We start from the raw sequence: 15724 nt of genomic DNA, 5'->3' as shown, positions 1-15724 counted from the left end.
ATTTTATGGAGAAATAGTTATTTAATACAGCGAAGACGCGAGCGAGCAAAGTTTTTTTGCCATGAATTAGATTGATTAGAAAAATCTTTAGCCACAAATTACACAAATTATCACAAATTTTTTCTAATTAGATAACCATAAATGAATCACTCAACAAGGTATCTTGAAAAGTAAAAATTATTCTATACAGAATAAAAATTAATTTGTGATAATTTGTGTAATTTGTGGTTGAAAAAAAAAGCAATGGCAAAAAAACTAAAACTTAATATGTGGTAGTTTTTTCCCTAAAGCGTCAATTTTCTGCTGTAATTTGGCTAAGAATTTTTGATGCTGTTCTGATTCAGGATTGAAGCTTCTGTGGCGTAGGCTTTTCTGGATTTCGTCGACTTCTTTCATTATAGGAAAACTATCTTCAGATATATTATTTTCACTGAAAAGCTTCCAAATATAGTCAACCGCGATTTGGTTAGGATGAAGCATATCTTCGGTATAAAAACGATAGTCGCGAAGTTCGTCCATCATGATTTCGTAAGAAGGAAAGTATTCTAATTTTAGATTGTTGATTTTAGATTTTAGATTGGAATGGAGCGCTGTAAACAAATGCGATTTACTAAGCTGATTTTCTACAAAACCATCTTTTATATGGCGTACAGGAGAAATGGTAAATATGAAATTGATATTTGGATTTAAAGTTTGAATCGACTCAATTGTATTTTGAATGCTTTTCTGAATCGCTTCTGCAGATAACAATTCTTTTGAAAACTGTTTTTGAGGCACTTTGTGGCAATTGGCTACAATTTGATCTTTCTCCAAGTTTCTATAAATCCAAGAAGTTCCAAAAGTGATGATAATATGAGTTGCTTCTTTTACCTGTTTGTAGGTTTCTGCAACTGCTTTGTTAAGTGTTTCCAGCAATTCCTGACGATCTGAATTGCTCAAATCAGAATGCACTTCGTAACTGTGCCAAAGTTCGTTATGAAAGAAAACGTCTTTTTCTTCGAACCATTCCTGCTTTGAAATTCGATTAAATAACTTTTCAATTGAAACCGGATTAAAGATAATCCCAAACGGATTGGTTTCATTCTGAAATTTAAAATAATCGAACTTATCCGCCATATTTTCTGCAAAACAAGAACCAATAGAAAGCACTTTCGAATTATAATCGATAGGATTGTTACTTTTTGAAATTGGAATTTGAGTTCTGAATTGCATGGCAGAATGTTTTACACAAATTTCGATTATTTTAACCAATAAAAAAACCAAATACTAAATGCATTTGGTTTTATATAAATCTAAAAATACTTGAAATTAATATGTATACTCAATCTCATATTCGATATCCTTTCCTCCACCATCAAGTGAAGTATTTTTTAACGGATAACCATTATCATTATAAGTATAGCTTGTTACAAAAACAGATGTATTGCTATTTTCAGATGATGTTTTTGTGGTTTTCAAAATATTGTTTTTTCCATAATAAGCCACTTCATTCAATAATAAATCAAAACCGGCAATATCTTTGAGAGGATTATTTTTCGAATCATAATCATACACTTGCGTCTGGGTTACAGCATTAACTTTTTGCTGTTCTTTTATAAGATTTCCATCTTTGTAAGTTAAATTACCTTCACTAATTTTGGTTTCGGCTTTTGTCTTTTTATCTAACGAATATTTTGTATACGAAATGAATTCGTTTGACGTATGTGCGTAAACTGTTTTTTCAATATACTCTCCCTCCGGATAATCTACTGTGATATTCGTTTTATAAATTCTAGTTTTTAATTTTCCGTTTTCATAGGTATAATCAACTTCCCTAATTTTTGTTTCATTTTTTTGCTGATCTAAACGAAAAAATACCTGCTTTGTGATAACGTCACCACTATACATAAAGATTGATTTTGAATCAGAGTCTATGCTACTTACAATTTTCTTTCCGTCATATTTAAGAGTACTAATCTTATTAGTACCCAGATATACATTAGGATAAATGTATGAAATGGTTTTAGGAAGTATAATGGTATTATCTGACACAGAAGGATTCTCATCACTTGAACATGATGTTACCAGATTAAAAGCAATAAAAAGCAATAAAAGTTTTTTCATTTTTTTAGGTTAAGTTTTTGTTTCAAAAATAAATCAAACCTATTAAAAAAACACAATAAATCTCGTCTTAGTTTTTAATGTTAAATTATTTAGAATCCATTTATCAAATAGAAAGCACTCAAAAATATTTCATTCAAAAAAAATTACATTTTTAATAACAAAAACCAACGACACAAACCCAAACAATTCCTTATTTTTGCATCTTCCATTATTTTTTAATCTTATATGAAATTATTATATACCTACATCATCAAACATAAAATGCTTTTGTTTTTTGCTTTGATAATGGCTACCATCAACATTTGTTTTAGTTTGTCAGACTCTGTAATTACAGGTAAATTAATGCAGGACTGCGGTGTTGGTCTCGCAAAATACAAAGGAAACGAAATCGGCTTTATTAAATCTTTGGCATTCTGGCTAGGACTTTCACTTGGAGCAGCCATGATTTCGAGAATTACCAAAAACTTTCAGGATTATTTTACCAATGTTGTCATTCAGCGCACTGGCGCCCAGATGTACACAGACGGAATCAAAAAATCTCTCGACCTTCCGTATGCTGAATTTGAAGATCAGCGAAGCGGTGAAACTTTAAGTAAATTAACCAAAGTGAGAATTGATTCTGAAAAACTGATTACACTTTCGATTTCTTTGATTTTCCAGACCATTATCGGGTTTATTTTTGTTATCGTTTATGTTGCCCGAATTGATTTAAGAATCTCCATTATCTTTTTAATCACAGCTCCAATTATTGCTTTAGTAAGTTTGTATCTGGGGAAAAAAATTAAAATAGTTTCTAGAAAAATTGTAAATCAAACCAATGCACTTGCCGGTTCTACAACTGAAAGTTTACGAAATATCGAATTGGTAAAAAGTCTCGGGTTAACTTATCAAGAAGAGAAGCGTTTAAATCTGAATACGTTTAAAATCCTTCAATTAGAATTACAGAAAATCCGATTTATTAGAAGTTTAAGTTTTATACAAGGAACAACGGTTCACTTTTTAAGAACTTGTGTGGTTTTTGCTTTGTATTATTTCTTGTTCGGAGGAAAAATCATTGTTGGAGATTTATTGACAATGGTGTTTTTTACCTTCTTTATTTTTGGTCCTTTACAAGAACTTGGAAACTTTATTATTGCTCTGAATGAAACGAAAGTTTCAATGGAGAATTTCAAAAACCTACTGAATGCTCCAAAAGAATTTCGTCCGAAAACGCCAAAACATATTGGCGCGATTCAGAAACTGCTTTTTGAAAATGTTAGTTTTCAGCATAAAACGGCCAAATTTAAAGCGGTCGAAAATATTAATTTCGAAATTCAACAAGGACAAACCGTTGCTTTTGTCGGTCCGTCTGGATCTGGAAAAACAACTTTGGTAAAATTGTTAGTCGGATTATACACTCCAGCAGAAGGTCAGGTTTTATATAATGACATCGATTCGACAGAAATTGATTTATTAGATTTAAGAAAACAGCTTGGTTTTGTTACTCAGGATGCACAATTATTCTCAGGGACAATTCGCGAAAACTTATTATTCGTTAAGCCAAATGCAACCGACGAAGATTTGTACGATGCGCTAAAAAGAGCTAGTTGCGATAAACTTTTAAGACGTGCAGAAGACGGTCTAAATACAACAATCGGCGAAGGCGGAATTAAAGTTTCGGGTGGAGAAAAACAGCGTTTGTCTATTGCCAGAGCCATCTTAAGAAATCCGAATTTATTGATTTTTGACGAAGCAACTTCAGCTTTGGATTCGATTACTGAAGAAGAAATTAATGATACCATCAGAAATATCTCTGACAAAAACAGAATCACCGTTTTAATCGCGCATCGTTTATCTACTGTTATGCATGCAGATAGAATTTTCGTTTTAGAACAAGGTAAAATTATCGAACAAGGTAAACACGATGATCTTATTGTGGAGAAAGGATTGTACTATGCTATGTGGCGCCAGCAAATTGGGGAGCGAAAATAGTTTTTTTTAAGCTACTAAGATGCTAAAGTTCTAAGCTTCTAAGTTTTTCTGCTACTGATTAAAAGATTAATTAATGGCTACATAAAATAACCCGATAGATTTTTAATCTATCGGGTTATTTTATGAAATAGACTTTACTTTTTGTTTAAAAATCTTTTTTAAACGCATCGTTTTGTCATTTCGACGAAGGAGAAATCTTCGTAAGTAGCTCCGTAAAGCATGTCAAATCTTTGGCGAGTTTCTCGCGAAGATTTCTCCTTCGTCGAAATGACATAAAATGAGGAAAAAACAAAACCCGACAGATTTTAAAAAATCTGTCGGGTTTATTTTTGAATTATAAAAACTTAGAACCTTAGTATCTTAGCTTCTTAGCATCTTTTTTTTATTTAACAAAATCGGCCGCTTTAGCAAGTGCCTCCCCAATTCCATCAGCGTTTTTACCTCCTGCAGTTGCGAAGAAAGGCTGACCTCCTCCGCCTCCTTGAATGTATTTACCCAATTCGCGAACCACTTGTCCTGCGTTTAGATTTTTAGACGCTACAATTTCTTTAGAAACATAACAAGTCAACATTGGTTTGCCGTCGTTAACTGTTCCGAAGACTACGAATAGATTGTTGTATGCGTTTCCTAATTCGTAAGCTAAATCTTTTGCGCCTTCAGGGTTTAAATCAACTTGTTTTGCTAAGAATTGAACTCCGTTAATTTCTTGTAATTCTTTAGCCAAGTCAGCTTTCATATTTTTAGCTTTATCTTTTAACAAAGCTTCCAATTGTTTTTTCAACTGAGCATTCTCGTCTTGCAATGCGTGAATCGCTTTTACAGGATCTGGAGCGTTTTTAAGCGCTTCTTTAATTTCGCCAAAAGAAAGCGCTTGAGACTCAAAATATTCTTTTGCGGCTTCGCTTGTAATTGCTTCAATTCTTCTAATTCCAGCTGCAACAGCTCCTTCAGAAACAATTTTAAAGTGCCAGATATCAGATGTATTGGCAACGTGTGTTCCTCCGCATAATTCGACAGAATCACCAAATTTAATTGTACGAACTAAATCTCCATATTTTTCACCAAACAAAGCAATTGCTCCATCTTCAAGAGCCTGCTCTTTCGGAATTGCTCTTTTTTCTATTAATGGCAAACTTTCACGAATTCTTGCGTTTACAAAGTTTTCCACCTCTAGTAATTCCTCATCCGTAACTTTTGCAAAGTGTGAAAAGTCAAAACGCAATGAAGCATTACGAACCATCGAACCTTTTTGCTCAATATGGGTTCCTAAAATCTTACGCAAACCTTGGTGCAATAAATGCGTAGCCGAGTGATTTGACGAAGTTTTTGCTCTCTGAATTGCATCAACAACAGCATTAAAAGTTCCAGTTAAGTTTTCTGGTAACGATTTAGCTAAATGTATCGTTTGGTTATTTTCTTTTTTCGTATCAATAATGTAAACGATATCACCGTTTTGTGCTTCTAAATATCCTTTGTCTCCAGTTTGTCCTCCGCTTTCTCCATAAAAAGGCGTTGCATTGAAAACCAATTGGAAAATCTCACCGTCTTTTGCACTTTCTACTCTACGGTATTTTGTGATTTTAACCTGATGCGACAATCTGTCATAACCCACAAATTCCTGAATATCATCTTCAACAATTACATGCCAGTCTCCAGCAGTTACTTTAGAAGCTGCACGAGATCTCTCTTTTTGCAATTGCAATTGCTCTTGGAATCCTTTTTCGTCTAGTTTCAATCCTTTTTCCGAAAGAATCAAAGCCGTTAAATCGATTGGGAAACCGTATGTATCATACAATTCGAAAGCTTTTTTACCGTCGATTGTATCACCTGTATTATTTAAAATTACAGCGTCTAAAAGAATCAATCCTTGATCTAATGTTCTCAAGAATGAATTTTCTTCTTCACGAATAACATTTGAACAAAGTGCTTTTTGCGTTCTGATTTCTGGGAAAGAATCTCCCATCTGTTCGCTTAAAGTTTCTACCAGTTTATAGATAAAAGCTTCTTTAGTATTTAGGAAAGTAAATCCGTAACGAATAGCACGACGCAAAATTCTACGAATTACATAACCAGCTCCGGTGTTAGAAGGCAACTGACCGTCTGCAATAGCAAAAGCTACCGCACGAACGTGATCTGCTACTACACGAATTGCAATGTTTACTTTTTCTTCTGCTTCGTTTGAAGCTTTAACTGTATAAGTTGCACCCGTAATTGTTTCGATTTCTCTAATTAAAGGCATGAAAACATCTGTATCATAATTAGATGTTTTTCCTTGCAATGCCATACACAAACGCTCAAATCCCATTCCGGTATCTACGTGCTGCGCAGGAAGTTTTTCTAGAGAACCATCCGCTTTACGGTTGAATTCCATGAATACATTATTCCAAATTTCAACTACTTGCGGGTGATCATTATTTACTAAACTTTTTCCAGAAACCTGAGCTTTTTCTTCTGCAGAACGTAAATCAACGTGAATTTCAGAACAAGGTCCACAAGGTCCTTGATCTCCCATTTCCCAGAAATTATCTTTTTTATTTCCTAAAATGATTCGGTCTTCGTCGATTAAAGTTTTCCAGATATCCCAAGCTTCTTGGTCAAACGGAACGTTATCTTCTTTGCTTCCTTCAAAAACAGAAACATAAAGATTTTCTTTAGGGATTTTGTACACTTCTGTCAATAATTCCCAAGCCCAATTGATTGCCTCTTTTTTGAAGTAATCTCCAAAAGACCAGTTTCCTAACATTTCAAACATCGTATGGTGGTACGTATCAATACCAACCTCCTCAAGATCATTATGTTTTCCTGAAACACGAAGACATTTTTGCGTATCGGCTATTCTTGGACTTTTTGGAGTTCCGTTCCCTAAGAAAAATTCTTTAAACTGGGCCATTCCCGAGTTATTGAACATTAAGGTTGGGTCGTCTTTAAGGACAATAGGAGCCGATGGGACAATTGTATGTCCTTTGCTCTCAAAAAAATCTAAAAATTGTTTACGTACGTCTTGTGATTTCATATTTTAATTAGAAAATGTGTCTGTTTAATGTGTCAATTTGATAATTAGACAATTAGATAATCTGTGAATTTGATAATGCGTTAATTTCGAAATCGATAATAAAAAACTAATCGTTTAAAACAATAAATTCCTTATTTTGCGCATTATATAATTTACCCCAATTATATAATTAACCTATCTTCTTGTAAAAAGCTTAAATGACTGCAACATTTCGTAATATTGTTCGTCTAAGTTATTTTACAAGCTGCAAAAATAGCGTATTTTAAAATATGGCGAAAGTAAAATATTATTACGACTCAGAAAATCTGGCTTATACGAAAATAAAAACCAGAAAAAGAATAAAAATTGGTTACGCATTCCTGTTTTTAGTCGCTTCGGCACTATTTGGCTTTTTAGTTTTTGTCCTTTTAATAAACACTCCTTATTTCGAAACTCCCAAAGATCGTTTGCAGGCCCGAGAGATTGAAAATTTAAAACTGCAATATGCTATTTTGAATAAAAAATTAGACGAAATTGATGCAGCTGCAGATGCTTTAGAAGAACGTGACAATAATATTTACCGCATTTATTTTAACAAAGCCGAAATTCCAGATTCTATTCGAAAAGCAGGTTTTAAAAACTCTGACCGATATAAAATTTTAGAAGGATATAATAACTCGCAATTGGTTCTAAATACCACAAAAAGAATTGATAAGCTTTCGAAGCAATTGGCCATTCAGTCCAAATCTTTGGATGAAATTTTAAAATTAGCTGGAGCTAAAGAAAACTTATTATTGGCAATTCCTGCCATTCAGCCTGTTCGAAATGAAAATTTAAAACGTGTCGCGTCAGGTTTTGGATACCGCATTGACCCTTTCACGAAAGTGCGAAAAATGCATAACGGAATGGATTTTACTGCCAATACAGGCGCTCCAATCTATGCTACAGGAGATGGCGTTGTAGAAAGAGCAGACAACACTGCTTCTGGATACGGAAATCATGTTGTGATCAGGCACGGTTTTGGATATGAAAGTTTATATGCGCATTTAAGCAAATACAACTGTCGTCCGGGACAGCGGGTAAAACGCGGCGATGTTATTGGTTATGTCGGAAGTACAGGAAGATCTGAAGGTCCGCATTGTCATTATGAAGTGCACAAAGATGGAAAAGTGGTAAATCCGCTAAATTTTTATTACGGAAATATTTCGGCTGTAGAATATGTGGCAATTTCACAAATGGCAAACCAAGAAAACCAATCATTAGATTAATAGTACAAAAAATACTATTTTTGAAATAAAATAGAAAAAAACGAACCATGCATATTGAACTTTCTAAAGACAAAAGATATTACAGTATTGGCGAAGTTGCCAAAGCTTTTAATGTCAATGCTTCTTTGATACGATTTTGGGACAGCGAATTTGATATTCTGAAACCTAAGAAAAATGCAAAGGGAAATAGAATGTTCACACCAGAAGATATTACCAATCTTCAATTAATCTATCACTTAGTAAAAGAAAGAGGATTTACGTTGGATGGTGCGAAAATACACTTAAAAGAAGGTCAGAAAAAAACGTTAGATAAATTCGAAATAATACGTAAATTAGAGTCGATAAAAACGCAACTGAACGACATCAAAAACGAATTGTAATTAAAAATTGAAATAAACCTAAATTAAACAAATATGAAGAAAGGATTAATAATTTTTGGAGTTATAGCTGTAATCGTTATTGGATTGTATAGCTGGGCAAGCGGTATCTACAATACCGCAGTAACACTTGATCAAGACGTAAAAGAAAGCTGGGGGAATGTTAACACTGCTTATCAAAGAAGAAATGATCTTATTCCTAATTTAGTAAGTACTGTAAAGGGATATGCTCAACACGAACAAAGCACTTTAACAGCCGTAATTGAAGCTCGTGCTAAGGCAACTGGAATTACAATAGATCCGTCAAATGTTACTCCAGAGCAATTAGCAGCATTCAATTCCGCACAATCAGGAGTTTCTTCATCATTATCAAAATTATTGGTAAGTGTTGAACAATATCCAAATCTTAAGGCAGATGCAAGTTTTATGAAACTACAAGATGAATTGGCTAGTACAGAAAACCAGATTTTAACAGCAAGAACTCGTTTTAACGAAGCTGTTAAACCTTACAACAATAATATTAATACTTTCCCAAGAAATATCTTGGCTGGAATGTATGGACTTAAAGAAAAACCATACTTTGAGGCGTCTACTGGAGCTGACAAACCAGTTGAAGTAAAATTCTAAAAATATTTTTTTAGAACATAATCCAAAAATCTACAATCTAAACTCTAAAATCATTTTCATGTCAAAAGTAGAAGATTTTTTAACCAAAGAAGAAGAGCAAGAAATTGTTGAAGCTATTCGCATGGCCGAAAATAATACTTCTGGCGAAATTAGAGTTCATATAGAAAAAACAACTTCTAAAGTCCATTTTGACAGGGCTTTAGAAGTTTTTCATGAATTGCGAATGGACGAAACGAAACTAAAAAATGGCGTATTGCTTTATTTTGCAGTTGATGACAAAAACTTTGTAATTTGTGGAGACAAAGGAATTAATGATTTGGTAGCCAATGATTTTTGGGATTGTACCAAAGACATTATGACCAACCACTTCAAAGCTGGTAACTTTAAACAAGGAATTGTTGACGGTATCTTAAATGCCGGAACACAGCTTAAAAAATATTTTCCTTCTCAGGAAGGTGATGTAAACGAATTATCTAACGAAATCTCAAAAGGATAAATAATGAAAATTTCCAATATTAAAATCTCAAATTCTAAAGGAATTTTTCAACTATCCTTTTTACTAATTGCCTTTTTTACTTTCAATAGTATTTTCGCTCAATTTAAGATTCCAGAAATTCCAAGCAAGCAAACGTCTGTATATGATTATGCAAATGTTTTGAGTGCATCAGAAAAAACTCAATTAGAAGAAAAGCTTATACGCTATTCAGACACAACAACAACTCAAATTGTTGTTATTACAATTGAAAGCCTTGAAAACGAAAACGTTAATCAGCTAGCAACAAATTGGGGACAAAAATGGGGAATTGGAGGAACGAAAAAAGATGATAACGGTGTTGTCATTTTACTTGCAAAAAAAGAACGTAAAATCGCTATAAATCCTGGTTACGGTTTAGAAGATCGATTGACTGCAGGAATTGGTGGAGAAATTATTAGAAATATTATCATCCCAGAATTCAAAGCGGGAAGTTTTTACAACGGTCTTGATAAAGGAACCGATGCAATAATTGATGTTTTCAAAGGAAAATACAAAGGCGAACGCAAAACAACCAATAAGGGACAAGACTTTCCTATTCTTCCTTTTATCGTAATTGTTGTAATTGTTTTAATTCTACTTTCTCGAAATAAACGAGGCGGTGGAGGAAATTCTGGCAACAATGGCGGCGGTGGCCCTAGCCTGCTTGACGTTATTATTCTAAGTAATCTTGGAAGAAGCGGCGGAGGCGGTGGATTTGGAGGCTTCGGTGGCGGATCTTCTGGAGGCGGTTTCGGCGGCGGAGGTGGCTTCGGTGGCGGATTTGGCGGTGGAGGTTTCTCTGGCGGTGGATCTAGCGGAGGCTGGTAATTAAATTTTGTTTCATGTTTTAAGTTTTGTTTAAAGTTTCAAGTTATCTTTGAAGATATTTTAAGTTCAAAATTTAATTCATAATTTATAATTCATAATTAAAAAATAGATGTTATCACATAAAGCAAAATATGCCCTTAAGGCCTTACTTTATTTAGCAGAACAAGACGAAAATCACATTTCTAGAACAGTAGAAATTGCGGATGGCGCTAATATTCCTAAAAAGTTTTTGGAACAGATTTTATTAGATCTGAAACGCGGTCGTTTTGTGAGCAGTAAGCAGGGAAAATTTGGCGGATACTACCTGATAAAATCTAAAAATGACATTACTTTGGCAGAAATTCACCGATTATTTGACGGTGCAATTGCACTTTTGCCATGCGCTTCTCTAAATTTTTACGAGCCTTGCTCTGATTGCAAAACCGAGGACGAATGCAGTCTACGCCACGGTTTAATGCTTATTAGAGATAAAACTTTGAAGGCTATGGAAGGTATCACAATTGCTTCATTAGTGAAGAAATAAAAAAATATTTTTTAAATCCTAGTAAATCGATAGAATTAATTATATATATTTGCCAAAAATAATTAACTAATCATTTACAAAATTTTAACTCATGAAAGTACCTTCTAGTAAATCAGGTGGAAAAAATCTTTTGCAAAACTATAATAACAAATTCACAACTGTGAATACTGCTTCATTTATGATGTGTATGTGCTGGTAAAAAAAATTTAATTCTAAATTCTACTAATCATATATACTTAATATAAAAATGAAAACATCTATAAAAAATATATTTACAATACTTGCAGTTTTAACGTTCTCAATCTCATTCGCACAAAAAATTGAAGGAGTTGTAACTACAGATCAAAATATTCCTTTAGAAGCAGCCAATGTGGTAATTAAAGGAACAACATTTAGCACAATTACAGATTCAGAAGGACGTTTTTCGATAGAATCTCAAGGGAAATTGCCTATTACGCTTTTAGTTCAATATATTGGATACAAAACCAACGAACTTGAAATTACAGCAATTCCTGCTTCTCCTCTGTTGGTAACTTTACGTGAAGAAAACCAATTGGTAGAAGTTGTAGTTTCTTCAAGAAGAAGAATCGAAAAAGTACAGGACGTGCCAATTGCCGTTTCTGTTGTAACAGGAAAACAAGCAGAACAGGCGGGAGCGTTTAACGTAAACCGTATAAAAGAATTGGTTCCTTCTGTTCAATTGTATTCTTCTAACCCAAGAAATACTGGAATCAACATTAGAAGTTTAGGTTCTCCATTCGGACTTACAAATGATGGTATCGATCCTGGAGTTGGTTTTTATGTTGATGGTGTTTATTATGCACGTCCAGCAGCGACAACTTTAGATTTTATCGATGTTGAACAAATCGAGGTTTTACGCGGACCACAAGGTTCTTTATTTGGAAAAAATACTACTTCTGGGGCTTTTAATATTACTTCTCGCAAACCAAGTTTTACATCGGGTGCCGATTTTGAAGTAAGTTATGGAAATTATGCCTTTTTGCAGGCTAAAGCTTCTATTACTGGAGCATTAGGAAAAAAAGTAGCTGGTCGTTTATCTTTTTCTGGAACTCAGCGTGACGGTTTAATTGATAACGTTGCTACAGGAAGACCAACCAACACTTTGAATAATCAAGGTTTTAGAGGACAACTCTTATGGACTCCTACCGAAAATACAAATATTATTTTTGCAGGAGATCTTACAACACAGCGTCCTGACGGATATGCGCAGGTTGTTGCTGGTGTTGCCCCTACTCAAAGGGCTGCATACCGTCAGTTTAACGCTATTATTGCCGACCTAAATTATCAATTGCCAAGTTTAAATGCTTTTGACCGTAAAATAGATCATGATACACCTTGGCGTTCTGGACAGGATTTAGGAGGAGTTTCGTTAAATATTGACACGAAAATTGGCGGCGGAACATTGACTTCTACAACGGCTTGGCGTTTCTGGAACTGGGATCCGTCAAACGACAGGGACTTTACAGGATTGCAGGTTTTAGCTAAATCTCAAAACCCAACAAGACAAACTCAGATTACACAAGAAGTTCGTTATGCTGGTCAGTTAACTTCAAAAATTAGCGGTGTTGCCGGAGTATTTTTTATCGATCAAACTTCTCAGACAGACGGTACAGAAGAATCTGGAAATGCACAATGGAGATTCTCTCAAAGCTCAACAAGTCCGTTATGGAAAACTCCAGGTCTTTTTGAAGGTTACGGAATTAAAACGGATGCGAGAATTAGAGCTTCTAGTGCTGCTGTATTCGGACAGATTGATTGGGCTGTTACAGAGAGATTCCATATTTTACCGGGTTTGAGATATAATTTTGATAAAAAAGATGCAAGCTATTCTCGTAAAACGTACGGAGGTCTTCAGACTACAGATCCAGCCTTATTGGCTTTAAAAAAATCAGTTTACTCCGATCAGGCGTTTGATTCTGATACAGATAACACAGACTTTTCTGGAAACTTAACGCTTACTTACAAAGCATCAGACAAAATCAATGCTTATGCTACTTATGCTAAAAGTTACAAACCAGTTGGAGTTAACGTAGCTGGACTTCCAACAAATGCAGCTGGACAGCCGTTGACTGAACTTGCAGTGGTTAAGCCTGAAAAAGTAAACCATTATGAAATTGGAGTAAAAACGTCTCCGTTTAAAAACTCAATTTTCAACTTGACGTTCTTTAATACCGATATCAAAGATTTTCAAACCAACGTTCAGGCAGCTGAGTTGGGTGTAAACCGCGGTTATCTTGCTAATGCAGACAAAGTTCGCGTAAGAGGTGCAGAATTGGATGCTAGCTTTGTTATCAATTCACATTTAACAATTAATGGAGCTGCAACTTACACAGATGGTAAATACGTAAAATTTACAAACGCGCCGCTTCCGTTAGAAGAAACTGGAGCACCAGTTGCCTTTAAAGATGTTTCTGGAACTGAATTGCCAGGAGCTTCAAGATGGGCAGGTTCTCTTGGAGGTGAGCTTTCTGACAATGCGAGATTCTTTGGAAATGCTGGAAAAATTTACTTCGCTGCTGACGGCTATGCACGTTCTGAATTTTCGTCAAGTCCTTCAGCTTCAAAATATTTAGTTGTACAAGGTTATGCAATCTTTAATGCCCGTTTAGGTTTCCGTGCTTCGCAAGGTTTATCTGTTCAGTTTTGGGGACGTAACCTTTTAAATAAAGATTACTACGAGCAATTATTGCCTGCAGGTGGTAACTCAGGACAATATGCTGGAGTTATTGGTGATCAAAGAACTTATGGAGTTACATTGAAGTATTCTCTATAAGCGGTTAGTTAGTTTTAGTATTAAAACGAGATGTATTTTTAAGATGCATCTCGTTTTTTTTTATTTATTGTTTAAACAAACCTTAAACTGTCATTTTAAAAACTTCCAGAGTCTTTTTTTGATTTTTAAAATATTGAAATTTAATGTTCTTTTTAAATTTTCAATAATTTGAACGCTACAATACAGACTTACTACAATTTTACTATTTCAGAAAATGAGATTTCATTTGATCCTTATTGGTACAGCAAATCGAACAGCATTATAAATTCCATTTTAGGAATTTTAGTTTTAGTTAGCGGCATTCTACTATTGGAGTTTACTCATTCTACAATCGGTTTATATACTGCTTTTATTGTTATTTTTCTTTTAGTTTCGAATAGTCTTTATTTGTTTTTAATTCGAAACAAAACCACTATCATATTTGACAAAAAAGTAGATTCTTTTTATAAGATTACGCCCATAGCTAAAAAGAAAATCTGCAATCTCAGCAGTATTTTAGCCATTTCATCAAAATCGAAATCAAATTCTTTTTATTATCAGTTGACTATAAAAAATGGAAACTCAAACAAAAACTTCCGTTTTACTTCTGTAATAAAAAGCGGTCATGGAAACAATCCGGAAGTTCGTTTTTTGCAATTGGAAATCATTCCGCAATTAGAATTATTTTTAAACCTCAATAAGAATAAAGACCCGCTTTATGGTTTTGAAGATGCTTCGATTTAAGTCAAATAATTTTCAAAGAATAAAACTATCACAAAATCAAACAAAAAGCATCTTAAAAAACAAACCTAAATTCAATTCGTATATTCTGTTTTATATATATTCGCAGCCTGAATTTATAGTATTGAAAAAGTATCAGCGAATATTTTTTGTTATAATCTTGACGAGTCAGCTTTTAAGCGGACAAAACCAAAGAAAAATTGACCAGCAGACTTTAACCTGGATTCGATACTATAATATTTTTCCGTTAAGCGAAAAATGGGCTATTCATTCTGAATTTGACAATCGAAGCTTTGTAAATCCTGTTCACGAAAATCTTTTTGTCATTCGTTCTCAAGCTCGCTTTAGAGCAAATAAAATGATCGATTTAGGCGCTGGATTTGCTTATTTTAATGTCAATACACAAAATCCAAATGTTGATCCTGATTACTCTGTACCCGAATATAGAGCGCAGCAAGATATTACTTTGATTAATGATATTGCCAAAATCACTTTTCATAACCGTTTTCAGCTAGAAGAACGGTTCATTCAAAAAGCAGATAAAAATGGATTGCTGGATGAATTTTCATTTGCCTACAGATTTAGATATCGTTTACAATCTATGTTTACACTTTGGGAAAAGGAAAAACGAAGTATAAAAGGAACTATTTCTGACGAAGTTTTATTCAATTTCGGAAAAGACAATCGCAGAAATACGTTTGACCAAAATCGTATTTATTTTGCTTTGCGTTATCATTTTAATCCAAATATTGGTTTAGAATTGGGCTATTTAAAAAACTTTCAAAGACGCGCCAGCGGAGTAGATTTTTACGATCGGGATATTATTCGATTTACGGTTTATCATAGGATCAATCGAAAATTTTAGATTTTAGATTTTAGATTTTCTAATAAAAAAACCGAAAATCAAATTTTTGATTTTCGGTTTTTTTATTATTCCCTTTGTCTCTTTGTCTCTTTGTCCCTTTGTCTCTTTGTTTCTTTGTTTCTTTGTTTCTTTGTCACTTAGA

Annotated in this window: 13 protein-coding genes; 10 read left to right on the top strand and 3 right to left on the bottom strand. The window is 33.9% G+C overall.

The window, feature by feature from the left end; all coding sequences use genetic code 11:
• Positions 1 to 255: 255 nt before the first annotated feature.
• Both ACWA1F_RS12225 and ACWA1F_RS12220 read right to left on the bottom strand, forming a co-directional pair.
• Complete coding sequence (locus tag ACWA1F_RS12225; protein ID WP_456893971.1) at positions 256 to 1212, bottom strand: GSCFA domain-containing protein; 957 nt, start codon at positions 1210 to 1212, stop codon at positions 256 to 258.
• A 96-nt stretch (positions 1213 to 1308) separates the two neighbouring features.
• Positions 1309 to 2103 carry a hypothetical protein gene (locus ACWA1F_RS12220; RefSeq protein ID WP_456893970.1) on the bottom strand — a complete coding sequence of 265 codons (795 nt, stop codon included), beginning with the start codon at positions 2101 to 2103 and terminating at the stop codon, positions 1309 to 1311.
• A gap of 225 nt (positions 2104 to 2328) precedes the next feature.
• On the opposite strand from ACWA1F_RS12220, the gene ACWA1F_RS12215 reads away from it, so the two are divergent.
• A complete protein-coding gene (locus ACWA1F_RS12215; protein ID WP_456893969.1) occupies positions 2329 to 4074 on the top strand; it encodes an ABC transporter ATP-binding protein in 1746 nt (581 codons plus the stop codon).
• A 382-nt stretch (positions 4075 to 4456) separates the two neighbouring features.
• On the opposite strand, the gene alaS is transcribed toward ACWA1F_RS12215, so the two are convergent.
• Positions 4457 to 7087, bottom strand: a complete 2631-nt coding sequence (gene alaS, locus ACWA1F_RS12210; RefSeq protein WP_456893968.1) for an alanine--tRNA ligase — start codon at positions 7085 to 7087, stop codon at positions 4457 to 4459.
• Positions 7088 to 7356: 269 nt separating this feature from the next.
• Here alaS and ACWA1F_RS12205 point away from each other — a divergent pair, with 269 nt between their 5' ends.
• From ACWA1F_RS12205 to ACWA1F_RS12165, 9 genes are all read left to right on the top strand, one after another.
• Entirely contained in the window at positions 7357 to 8334 is a 978-nt protein-coding gene (locus ACWA1F_RS12205) for a peptidoglycan DD-metalloendopeptidase family protein (RefSeq protein WP_456893967.1), read from the top strand.
• Positions 8335 to 8381: 47 nt separating this feature from the next.
• Positions 8382 to 8714, top strand: coding sequence for a MerR family transcriptional regulator (locus tag ACWA1F_RS12200; RefSeq protein WP_125722513.1), 333 nt, complete (start codon positions 8382 to 8384; stop codon positions 8712 to 8714).
• A gap of 33 nt (positions 8715 to 8747) precedes the next feature.
• Positions 8748 to 9338 (top strand): LemA family protein, encoded by a 591-nt coding sequence (locus ACWA1F_RS12195; protein ID WP_456893966.1) that lies wholly within the window; start codon positions 8748 to 8750, stop codon positions 9336 to 9338.
• Positions 9339 to 9396: 58 nt separating this feature from the next.
• Positions 9397 to 9834: a TPM domain-containing protein gene (locus ACWA1F_RS12190; RefSeq protein WP_456893965.1), complete on the top strand. Its 438-nt coding sequence runs from the start codon at positions 9397 to 9399 to the stop codon at positions 9832 to 9834.
• 3 nt (positions 9835 to 9837) lie between these two features.
• Positions 9838 to 10680, top strand: coding sequence for a TPM domain-containing protein (locus ACWA1F_RS12185; RefSeq protein ID WP_456893964.1), 843 nt, complete (start codon positions 9838 to 9840; stop codon positions 10678 to 10680).
• A 109-nt stretch (positions 10681 to 10789) separates the two neighbouring features.
• Positions 10790 to 11203: an RrF2 family transcriptional regulator gene (locus ACWA1F_RS12180; protein ID WP_125722517.1), complete on the top strand. Its 414-nt coding sequence runs from the start codon at positions 10790 to 10792 to the stop codon at positions 11201 to 11203.
• A 247-nt stretch (positions 11204 to 11450) separates the two neighbouring features.
• Positions 11451 to 13997, top strand: a complete 2547-nt coding sequence (locus ACWA1F_RS12175) for a TonB-dependent receptor (protein ID WP_456893963.1) — start codon at positions 11451 to 11453, stop codon at positions 13995 to 13997.
• Positions 13998 to 14165: 168 nt separating this feature from the next.
• Positions 14166 to 14720, top strand: a complete 555-nt coding sequence (locus ACWA1F_RS12170; RefSeq protein WP_456893962.1) for a hypothetical protein — start codon at positions 14166 to 14168, stop codon at positions 14718 to 14720.
• 121 nt (positions 14721 to 14841) lie between these two features.
• Positions 14842 to 15582: a DUF2490 domain-containing protein gene (locus ACWA1F_RS12165; protein WP_456893961.1), complete on the top strand. Its 741-nt coding sequence runs from the start codon at positions 14842 to 14844 to the stop codon at positions 15580 to 15582.
• Positions 15583 to 15724 lie beyond the last annotated feature (142 nt).

This window comes from Flavobacterium erigeronis (assembly GCF_054075165.1).
The sequence above is the reverse complement of the archived record's forward strand: the minus strand, read 5'-3'. Positions and strand labels throughout refer to the sequence as shown.

Coding starts and splice junctions, on each gene's coding strand:
- ACWA1F_RS12190 (WP_456893965.1), top strand. CDS start 9,397: ATGTCAAAAGTAGAAGATTTTTTAACCAAAGAAGAAGAGCAAGAAATT.
- ACWA1F_RS12195 (WP_456893966.1), top strand. CDS start 8,748: ATGAAGAAAGGATTAATAATTTTTGGAGTTATAGCTGTAATCGTTATT.
- ACWA1F_RS12215 (WP_456893969.1), top strand. CDS start 2,329: ATGAAATTATTATATACCTACATCATCAAACATAAAATGCTTTTGTTT.
- ACWA1F_RS12200 (WP_125722513.1), top strand. CDS start 8,382: ATGCATATTGAACTTTCTAAAGACAAAAGATATTACAGTATTGGCGAA.
- ACWA1F_RS12180 (WP_125722517.1), top strand. CDS start 10,790: ATGTTATCACATAAAGCAAAATATGCCCTTAAGGCCTTACTTTATTTA.
- alaS (WP_456893968.1), bottom strand. CDS start 7,087: ATGAAATCACAAGACGTACGTAAACAATTTTTAGATTTTTTTGAGAGC.
- ACWA1F_RS12185 (WP_456893964.1), top strand. CDS start 9,838: ATGAAAATTTCCAATATTAAAATCTCAAATTCTAAAGGAATTTTTCAA.
- ACWA1F_RS12205 (WP_456893967.1), top strand. CDS start 7,357: ATGGCGAAAGTAAAATATTATTACGACTCAGAAAATCTGGCTTATACG.
- ACWA1F_RS12225 (WP_456893971.1), bottom strand. CDS start 1,212: ATGCAATTCAGAACTCAAATTCCAATTTCAAAAAGTAACAATCCTATC.
- ACWA1F_RS12175 (WP_456893963.1), top strand. CDS start 11,451: ATGAAAACATCTATAAAAAATATATTTACAATACTTGCAGTTTTAACG.
- ACWA1F_RS12220 (WP_456893970.1), bottom strand. CDS start 2,103: ATGAAAAAACTTTTATTGCTTTTTATTGCTTTTAATCTGGTAACATCA.